Source organism: Nocardia sp. NPDC058633, assembly GCF_042717045.1.
GTDB lineage: Bacteria > Actinomycetota > Actinomycetes > Mycobacteriales > Mycobacteriaceae > Nocardia.
In genome coordinates this window covers 1-20,070 of record NZ_JBHXRA010000020.1, presented here as the reverse complement: position 1 = coordinate 20,070, position 20,070 = coordinate 1, and the positions used below count along the sequence as shown (strand labels likewise).

The window sequence follows — 20,070 nt, the reverse complement described above, 5'->3', positions numbered from 1 at the left end:
CGACATTCGCACCGCATCGTACGCAGAAGACACGTGCGCGCATGATTGCGCCGCGACGCAGGGAGCGTTGGCATGAGCACGACTGGAATCGCACCGCAGTTGGGCGTGCACTCGCGCTGGCCCGGTCTGATCGCTGCCTACCGTGACCGCTTGGCCGGTGCGGCCGACTGGGAGCCGGTGACCCTGTTCGAGGGTGGTACCCCGCTGGTCCCCGCACCGCACCTGTCCGCGCTCACCGGATGCGAGGTGTATCTCAAGGTCGAGGGCGCCAACCCCACCGGGTCGTTCAAGGACCGCGGTATGACCATGGCGATGACCGACGCCAAGTACCGCGGTCAGAAGGCTGTGCTGTGCGCGTCGACCGGTAACACCTCGGCCTCGGCCGCGGCGTACGCCACCCGCGCCGGCATGGAATGCGCGGTGCTGATCCCGCAGGGCAAGATCGCGATGGGCAAGCTGGCCCAGGCCGTGATGCTCGGCGCCAAGATCATCCAGGTCGAGGGCAACTTCGACGACTGCCTCGAGCTCGCGCGCAAGGTGACCGCGGAATTCCCGCAGGTCGGCCTGGTGAACTCGGTGAACCCGGCCCGGATCGAGGGGCAGAAGACCGCCTCGTTCGAGATCTGCGACGTGCTCGGCAAGGCGCCCGATGTGCACGTGCTCCCGGTCGGCAACGCGGGCAACATCACCGCCTACTGGCGCGGATACCGCGAATACCACGCCGACGGCATCACCTCGGTGCTCCCGCGCATGCTCGGTGTGCAGGCCGCCGGTGCCGCGCCGCTGGTCAACGGTGCCCCGGTGAAGGACCCCGAGACCATCGCGACGGCCATCCGGATCGGTGCCCCGGCGTCGTGGAACGGTGCGATGGAGGCCAAGGAGCAGTCCGGTGGCGCGTTCCGCGCGGCCACCGACGACGAGATCCTGGCCGCCTACCGTCTCGTCGCCGCGAAGGAGGGTGTCTTCGTGGAGCCCGCGTCGGCCGCGAGCGTGGCCGGCCTGCTGGCCGCGCGCGCGGAAGGTTGGCTGGATTCGGGTCTGACCGTAGTGTGCACCGTGACCGGTAACGGTCTCAAGGACCCCGACAACGCGCTGGCCGGAATGCCCGAGGTCAAGCCGATCGCCGTCGACCCGATCGCCATCGCCCGCGAACTCGAGCTGGCCTGAGTTGAGCCGCGAGCCCACCCTGATGACAGCGACGCTGCCCGCCGGTCTCGAAGTGACCGTGCGTGTCCCCGCCTCCACCGCCAATCTCGGTCCCGGATTCGATTGTCTAGGAATGGCATTGGGCATCTACGACGAGATCGTGGTGCGCACCACCGAGTCGGGGCTCGACATCCGAGTCGAGGGTGAAGGCGCCGACGACGTGCCTTGGGGTCCAACGCATCTGGTGGTTCGCGCGATCGAGCGTGGACTGGAATCGCTGGGTGTGTGGGCCGACGGCCTCGATGTGGTGTGCCGCAACGTGATCCCGCACTCGCGCGGACTGGGTTCCAGTGCCTCGGCCGTGGTCGGCGGGCTCGCCGCCGGTGCCGGGCTGGCCGCGAAGTTCGACCCCGCGCTGCGCATGGACGGTGACCGTCTGGTGCAGCTCGCCTCGGAGTTCGAGGGTCACCCCGACAATGCCGCGGCCAGTGTGCTCGGCGCAATCGTGGTGTCGTGGACCGAAACCGATGCCGAGCAGAACCGCGCCTACCGGGCCGTGCGGCTGACGCCCTCGCCCGCACTGCGCCCGGTGGTGCTGATCCCGCAGGAACGCTCCTCCACGGCGCACACCCGCGGGTTGTTGCCCGAGCAGGTGCCCCACGGCGACGCGGCGTTCAACGTGAGCCGGGCGGCGCTGGCCGTCGTCGCGCTCTCCGAACGCCCCGATCTGCTGATGTCGGCCACCGCCGACCGGCTGCACCAGACCCAGCGTGCACCCGCGCTACCGCTCACCACGAAGTGGATCGAGCTGTTGCGCGCGGCGGGAATCGCGGCGACGGTCTCGGGTGCCGGGCCGACAATTCTCGCGTTGACCACCGAAGAATTCCCCGATGACCTGCGCAAACAGGCCGAATCGGACGGTTTGCGCGTGATCGAGCCCGGTATCGCCGACGGGGTGGCGATCGACTGACGGCGTGCCTGCCTTGCCGTTGTTCGCAATGGGCAGCTATTCTGGGCAGGTCCGTACATCGTGCGCATCAGACGCCGGTGCTTCATCAGGGCAATCGCTCCCCTCACCACTGTCTTCTGGTGGCGAAGCCTCCGGTCCTTCCGCGGCGGGTAGTACGGCACAGGCGTCGAACATGGACGCATAATCCGAGCTCGGCATATGGTGCCGGTCTACGGAACGGAACCCTCGAATCAGCACACGGCATTCGAGGGAAGGAAAGGACTTCCGTGACAGAAACGGACCTGCTCGCGACACCCGGGGTGGATTCCAACCCTACGAACTCGGGCAGCCGCGAAAGTGAATCCGGACAGATTTCGAAAATGAGCGAACACACCGACGTCGCACGATCGGGGCTGACTGGAATGCTGTTGCCGCAGTTGCGCGCACTGGCGGGGGAGCTCGGTATCCGAGGTACCTCCGGAATGCGTAAGGGCGATCTCATCGCCGCTATCAAGGAAAATCAATCCGGAGCGCCTGCCAAGGGTGACAAGCCCGCCGCCGCCGTGACGGCCGCCGCGCCTGTCGCGAACGAGGCGCCTGCCAAGAACGAAGCGCCTGCGAAGAACGAAGCGCCCGCCAAGAACGAAGCGCCTGCCAAGAACGAAGCGCCGGCGAAGGCGGATCGGTCCGCCAAGGCCGACAAGCAGGCCGCGCCCGCCGAGAAGAAGGCTCCCGCCGAGGTCAAGGCCGCTGAGGCCAAGACCGTCGAGGCTCCGGCCGAGCAGGTCGCGACCGAGCAGGTCAAGACCGATGCCCCCGCCGACGCAGGCGAGGATTCCGGTCGTGACGGTGGTCAGCGTGGTCGTGGCAGGCAGCGTCGTGGGCGTGACCAGGCCCGTTCCGGTGGTGGCGACAACGCTCCCGCCGAGAACCGCGCTCCCGCCGAGAATCGCGCCGAGGAGACCAAGCAGGCCGACAAGGCCGAGGGCGGCGATCAGAACGAACGTCGCCGCGAGCGTGGCGATCGCAACGGCGCCGAGCGCAACGACCGCAACGGCAACGACCGTGGTGAGCGCGCCGGTGGCGACCGTAATCAGAACGAGCGCAACCAGAATCAGGGCTCCAACGGCAACAGCGGCGGCAATCGCGGTCCCCGCGACGACCGCGGCGGTGACGACGAGGAAGGCGGCCGCGGTCGCCGGGGTCGTCGATTCCGTGAGCGTCGTCGTGGTCGCGACCGCGACGGCGGCCCCGTGGGCAACGGCCCGACCGAGGCCCGCGATTACGACATTCGCGAGGACGACGTCCTGCAGCCGGTCGCCGGCATTCTCGATGTCCTCGACAACTACGCGTTCGTGCGGACCTCCGGCTACCTCGCCGGCCCCAACGACGTGTACGTGTCGATGAACCTGGTCCGCAAGAACGGCCTGCGCCGCGGTGACGCGATCACCGGTGCGGTGCGTGCCCCGCGCGACGGCGAGCAGAACAACCAGCGGCAGAAGTTCGACCCGCTGGTTCGCCTGGACACCGTCAACGGTGGCGAGCTGGAAGCGGCGCGTCGTCGTCCGGACTTCCAGAAGCTCACCCCGCTGTACCCGAACGAGCGGCTGCGCCTGGAAACCGCGCAGAACAAGCTCACCACGCGCGTGATCGACCTGATCATGCCGATCGGTAAGGGTCAGCGTGCGCTGATCGTGTCCCCGCCCAAGGCGGGTAAGACCACGATCATGCAGGACATCGCCAACGCGATCGCGATCAACAACCCCGAGTGCTACCTCATGGTTGTCCTGGTCGACGAACGTCCCGAAGAGGTCACCGACATGCAGCGTTCGGTGAAGGGTGAGGTCATCGCCTCCACCTTCGACCGCCCGCCGGGTGACCACACCTCCGTCGCCGAGCTCGCCATCGAGCGCGCGAAGCGCCTGGTGGAAATGGGCAAAGACGTTGTGGTGCTGCTCGACTCGATCACCCGATTGGGCCGTGCGTACAACAACTCCTCGCCCGCCTCGGGCCGCATCCTCTCCGGTGGTGTCGACTCGACCGCGCTGTACCCGCCCAAGCGGTTCCTCGGCGCGGCCCGCAACATCGAGAACGGTGGCTCGCTCACCATCATCGCCACGGCGATGGTGGAGACCGGTTCCACCGGCGACACGGTGATCTTCGAAGAGTTCAAGGGCACCGGCAACGCCGAGCTCAAGCTCGACCGCAAGATCGCCGAGCGGCGCGTGTTCCCCGCGGTGGACATCAACCCGTCGAGCACCAGGCACGACGAGCTGCTGCTCTCGCCCGACGAGATGGCCGTGGTGCACAAGTTGCGTCGCGTGCTGTCGGGTCTGGACTCGCACCAGGCGATCGATCTGCTGATGGATCGCCTGCGCAAGTCGAAGAACAACCTCGAGTTCTTGATGACGGTCTCCAAGACCGCACCGAGCGCTCTCGACGAGTGATCGTCTAGAACTACCGACAAGGGCCCCGCTTCGGTGGGGCCCTTGCTTTGTTCTCGGCGCGCCTCCGCCGATGGACTGACCGAAGGGTGCGACGAAGGAGTACCCGTAGGGAGGGAAGAGGTGGAGTTCAGCGCCGAGAACCGCGGCACCAGCCGCCATATATCCGGGAACAAACTCGTGGTGGGGGGTGTTCTGTAGGCGTGCGGTCTGCTCTGGCATACTGGACAACTGTGTGTCTTGCGAGTTCGCAGACATCCCGCCTAGTCGGTTCCGGTTCACGTACTCCACTCCATGGAGCTACGACCCGGCGACCATTATCGAGAGGACGCCCATGAAGGCAGGAATCCACCCCACGTATGTCGACACCACCGTCGTGTGTGGTTGCGGCAACACCTTCCAGACTCGCTCCACCAAGGAGTCCGGTCAGATCTCCGTCGAGGTCTGCTCGCAGTGCCACCCGTTCTACACGGGCAAGCAGAAGATCCTCGACACCGGCGGCCGCGTGGCCCGCTTCGAGGCTCGCTACGGCAAGCGCGCGGGTGCCAAGCAGGCCGAAGACGCCTCCTAGTTACCTCTCCCGACGCCCGGACTGCTTTTCGCAGGCCGGGCGTTGGTGGTTTCTGTACCCGAGGTCATCGCTTTCGCACACCACATAAGGAACTTCACGTGACGCAGCCGTCCGCAATCGACGACATTCTGGCCGAATATGCCGGTCTGGAGATGCAGCTCGCCGATCCGGCGTTGCACAACGACACGGGTGCGGCGCGGCGGGTGGGGAAGCGGTTCGCCGAGTTGGCACCGGTGATGAGCACCTATCGCAAGCTCGAGTCCGTGCGCGACGATCTGGAGGCCGCTCGTGAGCTGGCCTCCGACGACGCGTCGTTCGCCGCGGAGGTGCCGGGGCTACAGACCCAACTGGTGGAGCTGGAACAGGCTCTCGCCGACTTGCTCGCCCCGCGCGACCCGCACGACGGTGACGACGTGGTGCTCGAGGTGAAGTCCGGCGAGGGCGGTGAGGAATCGGCGCTGTTCGCCGCTGATCTGGCGCGCATGTACATCCGCTACGCCGAGCGGCACGGGTGGAAGGTGGAGACGCTCGACGTCACCTACTCCGACCTGGGCGGGTACAAGGACGCGACACTGTCGATCAAGAGCAAGGACGCGGCACGCGACGGGGTGTGGTCGCGCTTCAAGTTCGAGGGCGGGGTGCACCGGGTGCAGCGCGTGCCGGTGACCGAATCGCAGGGCCGCATCCATACTTCGGCCGCGGGCGTGTTGATCTACCCCGAACCCGACGAGGTCGAGCAGGTGCAGATCGACGAGACCGATCTGCGCGTCGACGTCTACCGCTCCTCCGGCAAGGGCGGCCAGGGCGTCAACACCACCGACTCCGCGGTCCGCCTCACCCATTTGCCGTCGGGCATCGTGGTGACCTGCCAGAACGAACGTTCCCAGCTGCAGAACAAGGCGCGCGCGATGCAGGTGCTCGCCGCGCGACTGCAGGCGCTGGCCGAGGAGCAGGCCGATCAGGAAGCCGCGGCCGGTCGCGCGAGCCAGATCCGCACGGTCGACCGTTCCGAACGCATCCGCACCTACAACTTCCCGGAGAACCGGATCGCCGACCATCGCATCGGTTTCAAGTCGCACAATCTCGACGCCGTCCTCGACGGCGATCTCGACCCGTTGCTCGACGCGCTCGGCAAGGCGGACCGCGACGCTCGCATGGCTGCCGAGTAAAGGGATGAGCCGTCAGCGCCTGGGGCAACCGGCTCACGTAGCCACGCGAGGCACCCGAGGGACGACGCCGTGACCGAGCGGCTCCGATTGCGTCCGCTGATCGTCGAGGCCGCCGCGCGGCTGGCCGAGGCGGGTGTCGGTTCGCCCATGCCCGACGCGGAGAGCCTGGCCGCCCATGTACTCGACACCGAGCGCATGCGGCTGGCGCTGATCCCGATGATCGAGATCGAGACCGCCGACCGATACCGGGCGCTGATCGAACAGCGCGCAGCGCGAATTCCGTTGCAGCACCTGACCGGAACGGCGGCGATGGGCGAGATCGACCTCGCTGTCGGCCCCGGCGTCTTCGTGCCGCGCCCGGAAACCGAACTGCTGTTCGCCTGGGCACTGGCCCACCTCGCGACCCTCCCGCACGATCACGCGCCGACCGTCGTCGACCTGTGTACAGGGTCGGGCGCACTGGCACTGGCCATCGCGCACGCCCGTCCCGACGCCGAGGTCCACGCCGTCGAACTCGACCCCGATGCGCTCATCTGGGCGCGCCGCAACGCCGAGACCCGCGCGGCCGAGGGCGACACACCGATCATCCTGCATCCCGACGATGTCACCGACCCGGCCCTGCTCGCCCTGCTGACGGCCCGCGTCGACCTGGTCGTGACCAACCCGCCCTATATTCCCGACGCGGCGATCCTCGATCCCGAGGTGGCCGACCACGACCCTCATCGAGCCCTCTTCGGCGGCCCGGACGGCCTCGACATCATCCGAGCGATGGTTCCCACCATCGGCCGTCTGCTGCGTCCCGGCGGCGCCACCGCCATCGAGCACGACGACACCAACGGCGGGGGAGTGGCCGCGCTGCTCGCGGACGCCGATTTCATCGACGTCGTCGAACACACCGACCTCACCGACAAGCCTCGCTTCGTCGTCGCCCGCCGCCCCGCCGACCGCTGACCGCGACCGAGCCCCGCGGCGACGACGTGCGGCTGCTGCCGTACCCGGCAAACACCCGTCATAGGCGAATCGCATGGTCGAGCGAGCACCCGTGCGGTGCAGCACACTCCGAGCATCTGACGCATCGGCTGATCTCGCGCGCACAGGGCAACTCCCCGACGACGCCCAAAAGTCCCCCGTCACCTGACCGCGGGCCCGGGGACTAGACTCTTGCCGCACCCGAGACCGGCTAGGAGTCGCGGGGAGGCGGACTAGAGAGGCGGAACAGGGTGAGTACCGTCTATGACTGTGCTGAAGCCGATTCGCGGGCGGCCGGCATCACCGCCGCGACCAGCGCGTTGAAGTCCGGGCGGCTGGTCGTCATGCCGACGGATACGCTCTATGGCCTCGCCGCCGACGCATTCGATTCCGCCGCCGTGAGCGATCTACTGGCTGCTAAACGGCGCGGGCGCGATATGCCCGTTCCGGTGCTCGTCGGGTCGTGGCACACGATCGATGGGCTGGTGTTCTCGGTGCGGCCGCAGGCACGCGACTTGATTCGCGCGTTCTGGCCCGGTGCGCTGAGTCTTGTCGTGCAGGCGGCGCCCTCGCTCGCGTGGGATCTCGGCGATACCCGTGGCACGGTGATGCTGCGGATGCCGTTGCATCCGGTGGCACTCGAACTGTTGCGTGAGGTCGGGCCGCTGGCGGTGTCGAGCGCCAATGTGTCGGGCCAGCCGCCGGCGACCACCGCCGCGCAGGCGCGTGAGCAGCTGGGGTCGCTGGCGAGTGTGTATCTCGACGGTGGCCCGGCCGAACACGCCGTGGCCTCGACGATTGTCGATCTCACCGCGGATCAGCCGCGGGTGTTGCGGGAGGGTGCTGTGTCGGTGGCCGATATCGCGGAGGTGCTCGGGATGGTGCCGGAAGCCCTGATCAGCTCCGCGCAGCGGTGATCGCACGCAGCTGATGAGTTCAGTCGTCCCCCTGCGCGAGCTGTTGCTCGTGCTGCTCGTCTCCGCCACCGTGACCTTCCTCGCCACCGGTGGTGTGCGAGTGCTCGCCATCGGGTTCGGTGCGGTGGCGGTGCCGCGCGAGCGCGATGTGCACGTGAAGCCGGTACCGCGAATGGGCGGTGTCGGCATGTATGTCGGCGTCGTCGCCGCGGTGTTGTTCGCACACCAATTGCCCGCGCTGCGAAGAGGTTTCGACTACGCCCCGGACATTCCTGCGGTGCTGGTCGCCGCGACGATCATCGTGCTGGTCGGCATCGTCGACGACCGATGGGGACTGGACGCGCTCACCAAATTCGTCGGTCAGATCACCGCGGCGGGCGTGATGGCCGTGATGGGTCTGAGCTGGTACGTGATCTACAACCCGTTCAACGACACCACCGTGGTGCTCGACGCGTTGCAGGGCGGTCTGGTCACCGTCGGCATCACCGTCACCCTGGTGAACGCGATGAACTTCGTCGACGGTTTGGACGGCCTGGCCGCGGGCCTCGGTTTGATCTGCGCGACCGCGGTTTTCGTGTTCTCCATCGGTCTGCTCTATGACCAGGGCGGTTCGGTCGACACCTATCCGCCCGCGCTGTTGGCCGCCGCGCTGGCGGGCGCGTGCCTGGGATTTCTGCCGCACAATTTCTCCCCGGCCCGAATATTCATGGGCGATACCGGCTCCATGATGATCGGTTTGATCCTGGCCGCGGTATCCACCGGCGCTTCCGGCCGAATTCCGCTGCAGGGTTACGGCCCGCGCGACATTGTCGGTTTGCTGTCGCCGCTGTTGCTGGTCGGCGCGGTGATGTTCATTCCGGTACTCGACCTGTTGCTGGCGATCGTGCGCCGGGTGCGCGCCGGCGTGAGTTTCTCCACACCGGACAAAATGCATCTGCACCACCGATTGCTCCAGATCGGGCATTCGCACCGCCGCGTCGTACTGCTGATCTATTTATGGGTCGGCGTACTCGCGTTCGGTGCGGTGGGAACGTCATTGATGGATAGACGCCTCGTTGTCCTGCTGGTGGCGGGCGGATTGGTGTTCGCGCTGGTAGTGACCGCGATCCCGTCGGTGCGCAGGTCGGAGTCGGCGCAGCACTGAGTTCGCCCCGCAAGGTAAAGTTCGGGCCGTGAGCTCTACACCGGAAACCGTGCCAGGCCCTGACGCCCCCCTGCGCGCCGCGCTGCGCTACGGCCTGATCGGCCTCGGCGTGCTCGTGGTCGTCTCCGTGGCGATCGCTTCGGCCGTGGCCGGGATGCCCGGGCTGTGGGGTGCGCTGCTCGGTGCCGCGATCGGGGGCGGATTCATCCTCACCACGGTCGTGGCGGTGCTGTTCGGCGCCAAGCTGCCGCCGACCATGGCCGGCGCGGTCATGCTGGTCAGCTGGGTCGGCAAGATGCTGGTGGCGCTGCTGGTGATCGTCGTGCTCAACCAGTTCGACTTCTACAGCAGGCCCGCGCTGTTCTTTACGGTGGTAGGAGCCCTGCTGATCGTCCTCGGCGCCGAGACGTACGGCGTTGTGAGCCAGAAGGTTCCGTACGTCACGACACGCGCGGGAGACGGCGAAACGGCTTCCGAGCAGGAATAATCCCACCCAGCTACGCACTGTCGTAGATAGCTTGGTAAAGTGTTGGTAAGCAAGCACCCAAGCTAGAGACTCGGCCCGACAAACTCGGGGCAATGTCTCGAGTTACCAGGGGGGATCATAACGATCCCACCCGGTGCCGCTATGCTTACTGCCGATCCGGGTGGATAGTGCCCGGTTGAAGCATGTCGACGATGTCGCCGACGCCCGAACAGAAGCCGATACGGGTTACACCGTACGAGCGGCTGTCGAATTTCGAGCCGACCAGAGTCGACCCCATTGATCGTCAATGTCCGATCGAACCGCGGGAATGACAGTCGTACCTGCGGCCCGAACACGGGAGAGAACGCTGAGCGTCATCACTTTGGCGGCGGGCGAGTTTCACGCGCCATCGCTGTCCGACTTCTACCCTCCAGCAGTGCTGTTCGCGGGGACGCCGTTCGAACTCGATCGCCTGATGCTGGTCCGGCTGCTGATGACCGCTGTTTTGGTGGCCGTCTTCGTGCTGGCATTCCGCTCGCCGAAGATCGTGCCGCGCGGCCTGCAGAACGTGATGGAAGCCGGTGTGGTTTTCGTCAAGGAGCAGATCGCCGACGAGGTACTCGGCAAGGAAACCGGCAAGAAGTTCCTCCCGCTGATCGCGACGATCTTCTTCACGGTTCTCTTCCTGAACTTCTCCGGTGTGATTCCGGGATTGAACATCTCGTCCAATGCGCGCATCGGCATGCCGCTGGTTCTGGCCGCGATCGTCTATATCGCGTACAACTACGTCGGCATCCGGAAGTACGGGTTCTTCTCCTACATCCGCCACAGCATCGTCGTTCCCGACGTGCCGATCGCGCTGCACGTGCTGCTGATCCCGATCGAGTTCATCTCGACCTTCATCCTGCGCCCGTTCACGCTGACCGTGCGTCTTCTGGCCAACATGCTGGCCGGCCACATCATGCTGGTGCTGTTCTTCAGCGCGACCTGGTTCTTCCTGTTCGACGCCGCCGCGTGGATGAAGGTCTTCTCGCCGTTCTCGCTGCTGGCCGGCATCGGCTTCACGCTCTTCGAGCTGCTGGTGATCTTCCTGCAGGCCTACGTTTTCGCGCTGCTGACTGCCGTGTACATCGGCCAGTCGCAGCACGCTGCCGACCACTGACCCGACTGAACCAACGACCGGAAACCTGCTACACACGCCGACCGGCGGGTGAGCAACAGAAAGGGAAAGATTCATGAGCCTCGCTTACCTGGCCCAGGAAGCCGCGACCACCGAGAGCACCTTCAAGGGCTTCGGCGCCATCGGCTACGGTCTGGCCGCGATCGGCCCCGGCATCGGCGTGGGTATCGTCGTCGGTAAGGCCATCGAGGGCATCGCTCGTCAGCCCGAGCTGTCCGGCCAGATCCGTACCACCATGTTCCTCGGTATCGCGTTCACCGAGGCGCTGGCACTGATCGGCCTCGTCGCCGGCTTCATCTTCTGATTCCGATGCGCGAACTCATCACGCTCGCCGCAGAGGGAGAGGATGTGAATCCCCTCCTCCCCGCAACGTACGACATCGTCTGGTCGATCGTCTGTGTCGTCATCATCGGCGTGCTCTTCTGGAAATACGTGATCCCACGTGTGACCAAGACACTCGAAGAGCGCACGGACAAGATCGAAGGCGGTATCGCCAGGGCTGAAGCAGCCCAGGCCGAAGCACAGCAAACGCTGGAGCAGTATCAGCAGCAGCTGGCCGACGCCCGGCTCGAGGCCGCGCGCATCCGTGAGGAAGCACGCACCCAGGGTCAGCAGATCCTCGCGCAGATGCGCACGGATGCCCAGGCCGAAAGCGACCGTATCGTCGCCGCCGGTCACTCCCAGCTGGAAGCCCAGCGCCAGCAGATCCTGACGGAGCTGCGTTCCGAGGTCGGCCGTACGGCCGTCGACCTGGCCGAGAAGATCATCGGTCAGTCTGTTTCGGACGAAGCCAAGCAGGCGGCGTCGATCGACAAGTTCCTCAGTGAACTCGACGACACCGACGCCATCGGGGTCGGAAGGTAGCGACGCGAAAGTGAGAAGCATGTACGCAGCGAGCCGCGAGGCCAGTACCCGGTCTCGCGAGGCGCTTCGGGTCGCTCTGACCGGAAGCGAAACTGTTGCGGCCACAACGGGGTCGGAACTGTTCGCCGTTGTCGCCGTGCTGGACGACCAGCGTTCGCTGCGTGTGGCGCTCGCGGACGCCTCGGTGCCGGGTTCGGCGCGCGCTGAACTCAGTGAGCGGGTCTTCGGCGGCAAGGTCAGCGCTGCCACGCAGGCAGTGCTGACCACCGCGGTGGCACAGAACTGGTCACGCACCCGCGATCTGGTCGACACCCTGGTGCTGCTCGGGCAGGAAGCTCTGCTGGAGTCGGCCGCCGTCGGTGGCCGTCAGGACGCGGTGGAGGACGAGCTGTTCCGGCTCGGACGCATCGTCGCCGACAACCCGCAGCTGGAGCAGGCACTCTCCGATCACGGCAAGCCCGCTTCGGCGCGGCGCGAACTGATCGAGCGGCTGCTCACCGGCAAGGCCGAGCCGGTCACACTGGCCCTGGCCGAGCAGGCGGTGACCCGACTGCGGGCCAACAACATCGGCGTCACCTTCGACGCCCTGTCCGATCTGGCGGCGGCCCGTCGTGACCAGATCGTCGCCCACGCGCACTCGGCGGTCGAGCTGACCGGTTCGCAGAAGGAGAAGCTGTCGGCTTCCCTGCAGCGGATCTACGGCAAAGCGGTCACCGTGCACGTGCAGGTCGACCCGACGCTGCTGAGCGGCGTCGTCGTCCGCGTCGGAGACGACGTGATCGACGGCAGCGCCACCGGCCGACTGGAGAAGCTGCGTCGGGCCCTGTCCTGACGGACACCACGCAGACTCCAACCCCCGAATTCGAGACCACAGCGAGAGCAGGAACAACATGGCGGAGCTGACGATCTCCTCCGACGAGATCCGTAGCGCGATCGAGAGCTACACCCAGAGCTACACCCCGGAAACCTCCATCGAAGAAGTCGGCCTCGTGACCGATACCGGCGACGGCATCGCGCACGTCAGCGGTCTGCCTTCGGCGATGGCCAACGAGCTGCTCGAGTTCCCCGGCGGGGTTCTCGGCGTCGCGCTGAACCTCGAGGACACCAACATCGGTGCCGTCATCCTCGGCGAGTACGCCTCGCTGGAAGAGGGCCAGCAGGTCCGTCGCACCGGCGACGTGCTCTCCGTTCCCGTGGGTGACAAGTTCCTCGGTCGCGTCGTCAACCCGCTCGGCCAGCCGATCGACGGCCTGGGCGAGATCGAGACCGACGAGCGCCGCGTGCTGGAGCTGCAGGCCGCGTCCGTGCTGGAACGTCAGCCGGTCGAAGAGCCCCTCGCCACCGGTATCACCGCGATCGACGCGCTGACCGCCATCGGCCGCGGCCAGCGTCAGCTGATCATCGGCGACCGTAAGACGGGCAAGACCGCCGTCGCGATCGACGCGATCCTGAACCAGAAGGCGAACTGGGAGACCGGCGACGCCGACAAGCAGGTTCGCTGCATCTATGTCGCGATCGGCCAGAAGGGTTCCACCATCGCGGGCGTCAAGACCGCGCTCGAGGAGCACGGCGCGATGGAGTACACCACCATCGTCGCGGCCCCGGCCTCCGACTCCGCCGGCTTCAAGTGGCTGGCTCCGTACACCGGTTCGGCCATCGGCCAGCACTGGATGTACCAGGGCAAGCACGTCCTCATCGTGTTCGACGACCTGACCAAGCAGGCCGAGGCGTACCGCGCCATCTCGCTGCTGCTGCGTCGTCCGCCGGGCCGCGAGGCGTACCCCGGTGACGTCTTCTACCTGCACTCCCGTCTGCTGGAGCGTTGCGCGAAGCTGTCCGACGAAATGGGCGCGGGCTCGATGACCGGTCTGCCGATCATCGAGACCAAGGCCAACGACGTCTCGGCGTTCATCCCGACCAACGTCATCTCCATCACCGACGGCCAGGTCTTCCTCGAGTCCGACCTGTTCAACAAGGGCGTCCGCCCGGCGATCAACGTCGGTACCTCGGTCTCCCGTGTCGGTGGCGCCGCCCAGACCAAGGCCATGAAGAAGGTCGCCGGTTCGCTGCGTCTGGAAATGGCGCAGTACCGCGAGCTGGAGGCGTTCTCCGCCTTCGCCTCCGACCTCGATGCCGCGTCGCTGGCGCAGCTCGAGCGCGGTGCCCGCTGGGTCGAGCTGCTCAAGCAGGACCAGTACTCCCCGGTCTCGGTCGAGGATCAGGTCGTCTCGATCTTCCTGGTCGACGCCGGTTACTACGAGTCGGTGCCCGTCGAAGACGTGCGTCGCTTCACCGCCGAGCTGCTCGAGTACCTGCACGGCGCGACCCAGAGCTCGTTCGACGCGCTCGAGGGCGGCAAGAAGCCGCTCGCCGGCGAGGCCGCCGACGCGATCAAGGCCGAGACCGAGAAGTTCAAGCAGGGCTTCCTCGCTTCGGACGGCTCTCGCATCGTGAACGAGGCCGCTGCCGGCGATCTGGATCACGAAGAGGTCGAATCGCTGTCGGTCACTCGCAAGCACGTCGACAAGTAAGCCGGGTCCATGATGTCGGCAATTTCCGATCTGACGAATGAGGGGAGTGTGAACCGCTAGTGGCTAGTTTGCGCGAATTGCGCTCCCGCATTCGTGGTGTGAATTCGATCAAGAAGATCACCAAGGCTCAGGAACTGATCGCGACCTCGCGAATTTCCAAGGCCCAGGCCAGGGTTGCGGCTGCCAAGCCGTACGCCGAGGAGATCACCAAGGTCCTCGGCGAACTGGCGAGCGCTTCGAAGAACCTGTCGCACCCGCTGCTGACCGAGCGTCCCAACGCTCGTCGGGCCGCCGTCCTGGTGATCACCAGTGACAGCGGTATGTGCGGTGGCTACAACTCGAACGTGCTCAAGCGTGCCGAAGAGCTCATGACCACGCTGCGTGGCGACGGCAAGGAACCCGTTCTGTACGTGATGGGCAGTAAGGGCATCACGTACTACAAGTTCCGCAACCGTCCGTACCAGGCGTCGTGGTTCGGGTTCTCCCAGCAGCCCAAGTACACCGACGCGTCGGCCGCGTGCGGGCACCTGGTCGAGGCCTTCATGGCCGGCTCCGACGGCGAGGTCCCCTCGCTCGACGGCACCGGAACCATCGAGGGTGTCGACGAGCTGCACATCGTGTACACCAAGTTCGTGTCGATGCTGACCCAGAACCCGGAGGTGCGCCGCCTGGCGCCGATCCAGGTCAGCTACGTCGACGAGAGCTACGAGCTCGGCGACGACATCATGTCGGACTCGCCGAACGTGGTGGCCACGGCACAGTACGAGTTCGAGCCGGATGCCGACGTGCTACTCGGGGCTCTGCTGCCCAAGTACATCAACACGCGTATCTACGCATCGTTGCTCGAGGCAGCGGCATCCGAGTCCGCGGCTCGGCGCACCGCAATGAAGGCGGCGACCGATAACGCCAACGAGCTGGCCAATGTGCTCCAGCGCGAGGCGAACTCGGTGCGTCAGGCCCAGATCACGCAGGAAATCAGCGAAATCGTCGGCGGCGTCAACGCGCTGGCGTCGAGCTCGGACCGCGACTAAGAAGCGCAGGAAGAGAACCAATCTAATGACCGCAGCTGTCACTCAGGACAACGCGAAGAAGGCGGGCGAAACCGCTGGTCGCGTCGTCCGTGTCATCGGCCCCGTCGTGGACGTCGAGTTCCCGCGTGGCGCCATCCCCGAGCTCTTCAATGCTCTGAACTCCGACATCGAACTCCCGTCGGTAGCCAAGACCCTCACCCTCGAGGTCGCTCAGCACCTCGGCGACAACATCGTGCGCACCATCTCGATGCAGCCGACCGACGGCCTGGTCCGTGGCGCGACTGTCACCGATACCGGCAAGCCGATCTCGGTGCCCGTCGGTGACATCGTCAAGGGCCACGTGTTCAACGCCCTCGGTGACTGCCTCGACACTCCCGGCCTCGGCCGTGACGGCGAGCAGTGGGGCATCCACCGTCAGCCGCCGAGCTTCGACCAGCTCGAGGGCAAGACCGAGATCCTCGAGACCGGCGTCAAGGTCATCGACCTGCTGACCCCGTACGTCAAGGGCGGCAAGATCGGTCTGTTCGGTGGTGCCGGTGTCGGCAAGACCGTGCTGATCCAGGAGATGATCACCCGTATCGCTCGCGAGTTCTCGGGCACCTCGGTGTTCGCGGGCGTCGGTGAGCGTACTCGTGAGGGCACCGACCTCCGTCTGGAAATGGAAGAGATGGGCGTCCTTCCGGACACCGCCCTCGTCTTCGGCCAGATGGACGAGCCGCCGGGCACGCGTATGCGCGTGGCCCTGTCGGCGCTGACCATGGCGGAGTACTTCCGCGATGTCCAGCACCAGGACGTGCTGCTCTTTATCGACAACATCTTCCGTTTCACCCAGGCCGGTTCCGAGGTCTCGACCCTGCTGGGTCGCATGCCTTCGGCCGTGGGTTACCAGCCGACGCTGGCGGACGAGATGGGTCAGCTCCAGGAGCGCATCACCTCGACCAAGGGTCGCTCGATCACCTCGCTGCAGGCGATCTACGTCCCCGCCGACGACTACACCGACCCGGCGCCGGCGACCACCTTCGCCCACCTGGATGCGACGACCGAGCTTTCGCGCCCGATCTCGCAGAAGGGCATCTACCCGGCCGTCGACCCGCTGACCTCGACTTCTCGTATCCTCGAGGCTTCGATCGTCGGCGAGCGCCACTTCCGGGTCGCCAACGAGGTCAAGCGGATCCTGCAGAAGTACAAGGAACTGCAGGACATCATCGCCATCCTCGGCATGGACGAGCTCTCCGAAGAGGACAAGGTTCTCGTCGGTCGCGCCCGTCGCCTGGAGAAGTTCCTGGGTCAGAACTTCATCGTCGCCGAGAAGTTCACCGGCCAGGTCGGCTCGGTCGTTCCGCTGGAACAGACCATCGACGACTTCGACCGTGTCTGCAAGGGCGAGTTCGACCACTTCCCGGAGCAGGCGTTCAACTCCTGCGGTGGTCTCGACGACGTCGAGGCAGCCGCGAAGAAGATCCTCGGGAAGTAGTCCACTATGGCGGAGATGACAGTTGATCTCGTAGCTGTCGAGCGCAAGATCTGGTCCGGCCAGGCTTCGTTCGTCAGCGCGCAGACCACCGAGGGTCAGATCGGCATCATGGCAGGCCACGAGCCGCTGCTCGGTCAGCTCGTCGAGGGCGGCACGGTTTCGATCGTGTCGACCGACGGCGAGCGGATCGTCGCCGCGGTCCACGGCGGTTTCTTCTCGGTCACCGCCGACACCGTGCGTGTGCTGGCCGAGTCCGCGGATCTCGCGGGCGAGGTCGACGTCGACGCGGCGCGCAAGGTGTTGTCCGACGCGAGCGCCTCCGAAGTGGAGCTGCGTGCGGCACAGGGCAAGGTGCGCGCGGTCGAAGCGACCGTGACCGACTGATCGCAGTAGAACAACGCCTCTGCCGGCGAGGAACTTCGGTTCCTCGCCGGCAGAGTTGTTCATCCGGCCTCTTGCCGAGGATGGACGATCCGCCCGGAGCGCCCTGTCACGGGCGTGATTGAATATGAGGGCGGGGGTGTCTTGGACACCGGCAAGAGCGAAAGGGCGTACGGCATTGCAAACCGGGATGGTTCTCCTGATCATTCTGGTGCTGACGCTCGTGTTCGTAGCCGGTGCGTCGACCTACCGCCTGGTGATGTTGCGCCGCGGGGGCACGGCCGCGCTGCTACGCGCGCTGCCCGCGCGCGGCGGTCACGGATGGCGCCACGGGCTCATTCGCTACGACGAGGATCGCCTCGTCTTCTTCAAACTGACCAGCCTGAAATTCGGGCCCGACTCCACGGTGCATCGGCAGGGTCTCGAGATCGTCGAGCGTCGAGCGCCGCAGGGCGACGAGTTCGACATCATGAGCGATGACATCGTGGTGGTAGCCGTCACCGATCCGCAGAGCAATTTCGAGCTGGCGCTCGACCGCGGTTCGATGGCGGCCTTTCTGTCCTGGGTGGAGTCGCGACCGTCCGATCGAGCCCGCCGTACCCGTGGAGGCCAGCCGTGAGCGTGCATTTGACCCGGATCTATACCCGCACCGGTGATGACGGTACGACCGGCCTCAGCGATTTCTCTCGTGTCGCCAAGAACGATCCGCGCCTGATCGCCTACGCCGACTGCGACGAGGCCAACTCCGCTCTCGGTGTCGCTGTTGCTCTCGGTGCGCCCGAACCCACAGTGCTCGCGGTGCTGCGCCAGATCCAGAACGATCTGTTCGACGCGGGCGCCGACCTGTCCACCCCGGTTGTCGCCGAACCCAAGTATCCGCCGTTGCGGATCACCCAGCCCTATATCGACCGGCTCGAGGCATGGTGCGATGAGTTCAACGACGGTCTCGCACCGTTGAATTCGTTCATTCTGCCCGGCGGCACGCCGTTGGCTGCGTTGTTGCACACAGCCCGTACCGTGGTTCGCCGCGCCGAGCGATCCGCGTGGGCGGCCGTCGAAGCCCACCCCGACGACACCGGTGTGCTGCCCGCGAAATATCTGAATCGTCTCTCGGACCTGCTGTTCATCCTCAGCCGGGCCACCAATCCCTCCGGTGACGTGTTGTGGCAACCCGGCGGCGGTCTGCCGCGCTGAAAGCGACTCTCCGACGCGGAGAATCGGCCGGTTTCTTGTTGTTTCGTGACAGGGGGGCGTGTCGTCGCGTGACGGTCGATAAGCTGGCGTGGTGAGCGAACGGTTTCTGGTGTCCGGCGGCAATCGACTCGTCGGCGAGGTCGCGGTCGGCGGCGCGAAGAACAGCGTGCTGAAGCTGATGGCTGCCTCGTTGCTGGCCGAGGGCACGACCATCATCACCAACTGCCCGGACATCCTCGATGTCCCCCTGATGGCGGAGGTGCTGCGCGGCCTCGGCTGCGACGTGACGATCTCCGACGATGTCAGTGGCGACAACTCGGTGGTGACGATCGATACCCCCGCCGAACCCAAGTACCACGCGGATTTTCCCGCGGTGACGCAGTTCCGCGCGTCGGTGTGTGTGCTCGGTCCGCTGATGGCGCGCTGCAAACGTGCGGTCGTCGCGCTGCCCGGTGGTGACGCGATCGGTTCGCGACCGCTGGACATGCACCAGGCCGGTCTGCGGTTGCTCGGTGCGACCAGCGCGATCGAGCACGGTTGCGTGGTGGCTTCCGCCGAACAGCTGCAGGGCGCGCGGATCCGCCTCGACTTCCCGTCGGTGGGCGCGACCGAGAACATCCTGATGGCCGCGGTCTTGGCCGAGGGGGAGACGGTCATCGACAACGCGGCGCGCGAGCCCGACATCGTCGACCTGTGCACCATGCTCATCCAGATGGGTGCGCGGATCGAGGGTGCCGGTTCCTCGGTGCTCACCGTGCAGGGCGTGAAGAGCCTCTCGCCCACCACCCACCGGGTGATCGGCGACCGGATCGTCGCCGCCACCTGGGGCATCGCTGCCGCGATGACCACCGGCGATGTCCGGGTCACCGGCGTCAACCCCAAGCACCTGGCGTTGGTGCTGGACAAGTTGCGCTCGGCCGGAGCACGAATCTCCTACGAGCCCAATGGTTTCCGGGTTGTTCAGGCCGAGCGTCCGCGTGCGGTGAACTTCGCGACCCTGCCGTTCCCCGGGTTCCCGACCGATCTGCAGCCGATGGCCATCGGCCTGGCCGCCATCGCCGACGGCACCTCGATGATCACCGAGAACGTCTTCGAGGCGCGGTTCCGCTTCGTGGAGGAGATGATCCGGCTCGGCTCCGACGCCCGGACCGACGGTCACCATGCGGTAGTTCGCGGGATCCCGCGGTTGTCGAGTGCGCCGGTCTGGTCTTCGGACATCCGTGCGGGAGCGGGCCTGGTCCTGGCCGGCCTGGTCGCCGATGGTGTCACCGAAGTGCACGACGTCTATCACATCGACCGCGGGTACCCCCGGTTCGTCGAGCAGATGCAAGCGCTCGGAGGACAGGTCGAACGGGTCGATACGCCCAAATAGGGCCCTGACCAGCCGATTTGACTTCCCGCAGGTCGGCACGTAACTTTATTCGAGTCAGAGCGACACGGACACCGACTCGGCCACTGGCTGGGACACAAGGTAGGACGTTGAGCGCCTGACTGATCATGTGTTCAGGGTTACATGCTTCGGAACTTGCTTCCGGGGATGGCCTCGAGCTAAAGTTTGAACCCTTGCCTCACCGAAACCCCTACGAGAAGTTGTGGGTAGAAGTGTGTGCGTGTGTTCTTTGAGAACTCAATAGTGTGTC

Annotated in this window: 20 protein-coding genes; all 20 read left to right on the top strand. The window is 66.0% G+C overall.

The features are described 5' to 3' along the window. Window positions 1–72: 72 nt before the first annotated feature. A complete protein-coding gene (thrC, locus tag ACFWUR_RS24440; protein ID WP_378909857.1) occupies window positions 73–1,167 on the top strand; it encodes a threonine synthase in 1,095 nt (364 codons plus the stop codon). 22 nt (window positions 1,168–1,189) lie between these two features. Continuing rightward, window positions 1,190–2,116, top strand: coding sequence for a homoserine kinase (gene thrB / locus ACFWUR_RS24435; protein WP_378909993.1), 927 nt, complete (start codon window positions 1,190–1,192; stop codon window positions 2,114–2,116). Between the two features lie 359 nt (window positions 2,117–2,475). Further along, window positions 2,476–4,542 carry a transcription termination factor Rho gene (gene rho, locus ACFWUR_RS24430; RefSeq protein ID WP_378909855.1) on the top strand — a complete coding sequence of 689 codons (2,067 nt, stop codon included), beginning with the start codon at window positions 2,476–2,478 and terminating at the stop codon, window positions 4,540–4,542. A 331-nt stretch (window positions 4,543–4,873) separates the two neighbouring features. Continuing rightward, on the top strand, window positions 4,874–5,110 hold the full coding sequence (gene rpmE, locus ACFWUR_RS24425) for a 50S ribosomal protein L31 (protein WP_378909853.1): 237 nt from the start codon (window positions 4,874–4,876) through the stop codon (window positions 5,108–5,110). 98 nt (window positions 5,111–5,208) lie between these two features. Further along, window positions 5,209–6,279 (top strand): peptide chain release factor 1, encoded by a 1,071-nt coding sequence (prfA, locus tag ACFWUR_RS24420; RefSeq protein ID WP_378909852.1) that lies wholly within the window; start codon window positions 5,209–5,211, stop codon window positions 6,277–6,279. Window positions 6,280–6,348: 69 nt separating this feature from the next. Beyond that, a complete protein-coding gene (gene prmC / locus ACFWUR_RS24415; protein WP_378909850.1) occupies window positions 6,349–7,230 on the top strand; it encodes a peptide chain release factor N(5)-glutamine methyltransferase in 882 nt (293 codons plus the stop codon). A 269-nt stretch (window positions 7,231–7,499) separates the two neighbouring features. Then, the gene (locus ACFWUR_RS24410; RefSeq protein WP_056817909.1) at window positions 7,500–8,165 is read left to right on the top strand and encodes an L-threonylcarbamoyladenylate synthase; all 666 of its coding nucleotides are present in this window, start codon (window positions 7,500–7,502) and stop codon (window positions 8,163–8,165) included. A gap of 13 nt (window positions 8,166–8,178) precedes the next feature. Then, a complete protein-coding gene (locus ACFWUR_RS24405; RefSeq protein WP_378909848.1) occupies window positions 8,179–9,309 on the top strand; it encodes an MraY family glycosyltransferase in 1,131 nt (376 codons plus the stop codon). A gap of 28 nt (window positions 9,310–9,337) precedes the next feature. Beyond that, window positions 9,338–9,796, top strand: a complete 459-nt coding sequence (locus ACFWUR_RS24400; RefSeq protein WP_378909847.1) for a hypothetical protein — start codon at window positions 9,338–9,340, stop codon at window positions 9,794–9,796. 286 nt (window positions 9,797–10,082) lie between these two features. Next, window positions 10,083–10,937, top strand: a complete 855-nt coding sequence (atpB, locus tag ACFWUR_RS24395) for a F0F1 ATP synthase subunit A (RefSeq protein ID WP_378909846.1) — start codon at window positions 10,083–10,085, stop codon at window positions 10,935–10,937. A gap of 73 nt (window positions 10,938–11,010) precedes the next feature. Continuing rightward, the gene (locus ACFWUR_RS24390) at window positions 11,011–11,259 is read left to right on the top strand and encodes an ATP synthase F0 subunit C (RefSeq protein ID WP_056817903.1); all 249 of its coding nucleotides are present in this window, start codon (window positions 11,011–11,013) and stop codon (window positions 11,257–11,259) included. Window positions 11,260–11,264: 5 nt separating this feature from the next. After that, window positions 11,265–11,819 (top strand): F0F1 ATP synthase subunit B, encoded by a 555-nt coding sequence (locus ACFWUR_RS24385; protein WP_378909844.1) that lies wholly within the window; start codon window positions 11,265–11,267, stop codon window positions 11,817–11,819. Window positions 11,820–11,838: 19 nt separating this feature from the next. Beyond that, on the top strand, window positions 11,839–12,651 hold the full coding sequence (locus ACFWUR_RS24380; RefSeq protein WP_378909843.1) for a F0F1 ATP synthase subunit delta: 813 nt from the start codon (window positions 11,839–11,841) through the stop codon (window positions 12,649–12,651). Window positions 12,652–12,709: 58 nt separating this feature from the next. Continuing rightward, window positions 12,710–14,350 carry a F0F1 ATP synthase subunit alpha gene (atpA, locus tag ACFWUR_RS24375; protein ID WP_378909841.1) on the top strand — a complete coding sequence of 547 codons (1,641 nt, stop codon included), beginning with the start codon at window positions 12,710–12,712 and terminating at the stop codon, window positions 14,348–14,350. Between the two features lie 59 nt (window positions 14,351–14,409). Further along, window positions 14,410–15,381 carry a F0F1 ATP synthase subunit gamma gene (locus ACFWUR_RS24370; RefSeq protein WP_378909839.1) on the top strand — a complete coding sequence of 324 codons (972 nt, stop codon included), beginning with the start codon at window positions 14,410–14,412 and terminating at the stop codon, window positions 15,379–15,381. A 25-nt stretch (window positions 15,382–15,406) separates the two neighbouring features. Continuing rightward, window positions 15,407–16,855 carry a F0F1 ATP synthase subunit beta gene (gene atpD / locus ACFWUR_RS24365; RefSeq protein ID WP_378909837.1) on the top strand — a complete coding sequence of 483 codons (1,449 nt, stop codon included), beginning with the start codon at window positions 15,407–15,409 and terminating at the stop codon, window positions 16,853–16,855. A 6-nt stretch (window positions 16,856–16,861) separates the two neighbouring features. Further along, window positions 16,862–17,239, top strand: coding sequence for a F0F1 ATP synthase subunit epsilon (locus tag ACFWUR_RS24360; RefSeq protein WP_378909836.1), 378 nt, complete (start codon window positions 16,862–16,864; stop codon window positions 17,237–17,239). 187 nt (window positions 17,240–17,426) lie between these two features. Further along, complete coding sequence (locus tag ACFWUR_RS24355; protein WP_378909834.1) at window positions 17,427–17,855, top strand: DUF2550 domain-containing protein; 429 nt, start codon at window positions 17,427–17,429, stop codon at window positions 17,853–17,855. Continuing rightward, window positions 17,852–18,430 carry a cob(I)yrinic acid a,c-diamide adenosyltransferase gene (locus ACFWUR_RS24350; protein WP_378909832.1) on the top strand — a complete coding sequence of 193 codons (579 nt, stop codon included), beginning with the start codon at window positions 17,852–17,854 and terminating at the stop codon, window positions 18,428–18,430. The genes ACFWUR_RS24355 and ACFWUR_RS24350 overlap by 4 nt, the downstream gene beginning before the upstream one ends. 91 nt (window positions 18,431–18,521) lie before the next feature. Beyond that, window positions 18,522–19,802 (top strand): UDP-N-acetylglucosamine 1-carboxyvinyltransferase, encoded by a 1,281-nt coding sequence (gene murA, locus ACFWUR_RS24345; protein ID WP_378909831.1) that lies wholly within the window; start codon window positions 18,522–18,524, stop codon window positions 19,800–19,802. Window positions 19,803–20,070: the final 268 nt, after the last annotated feature.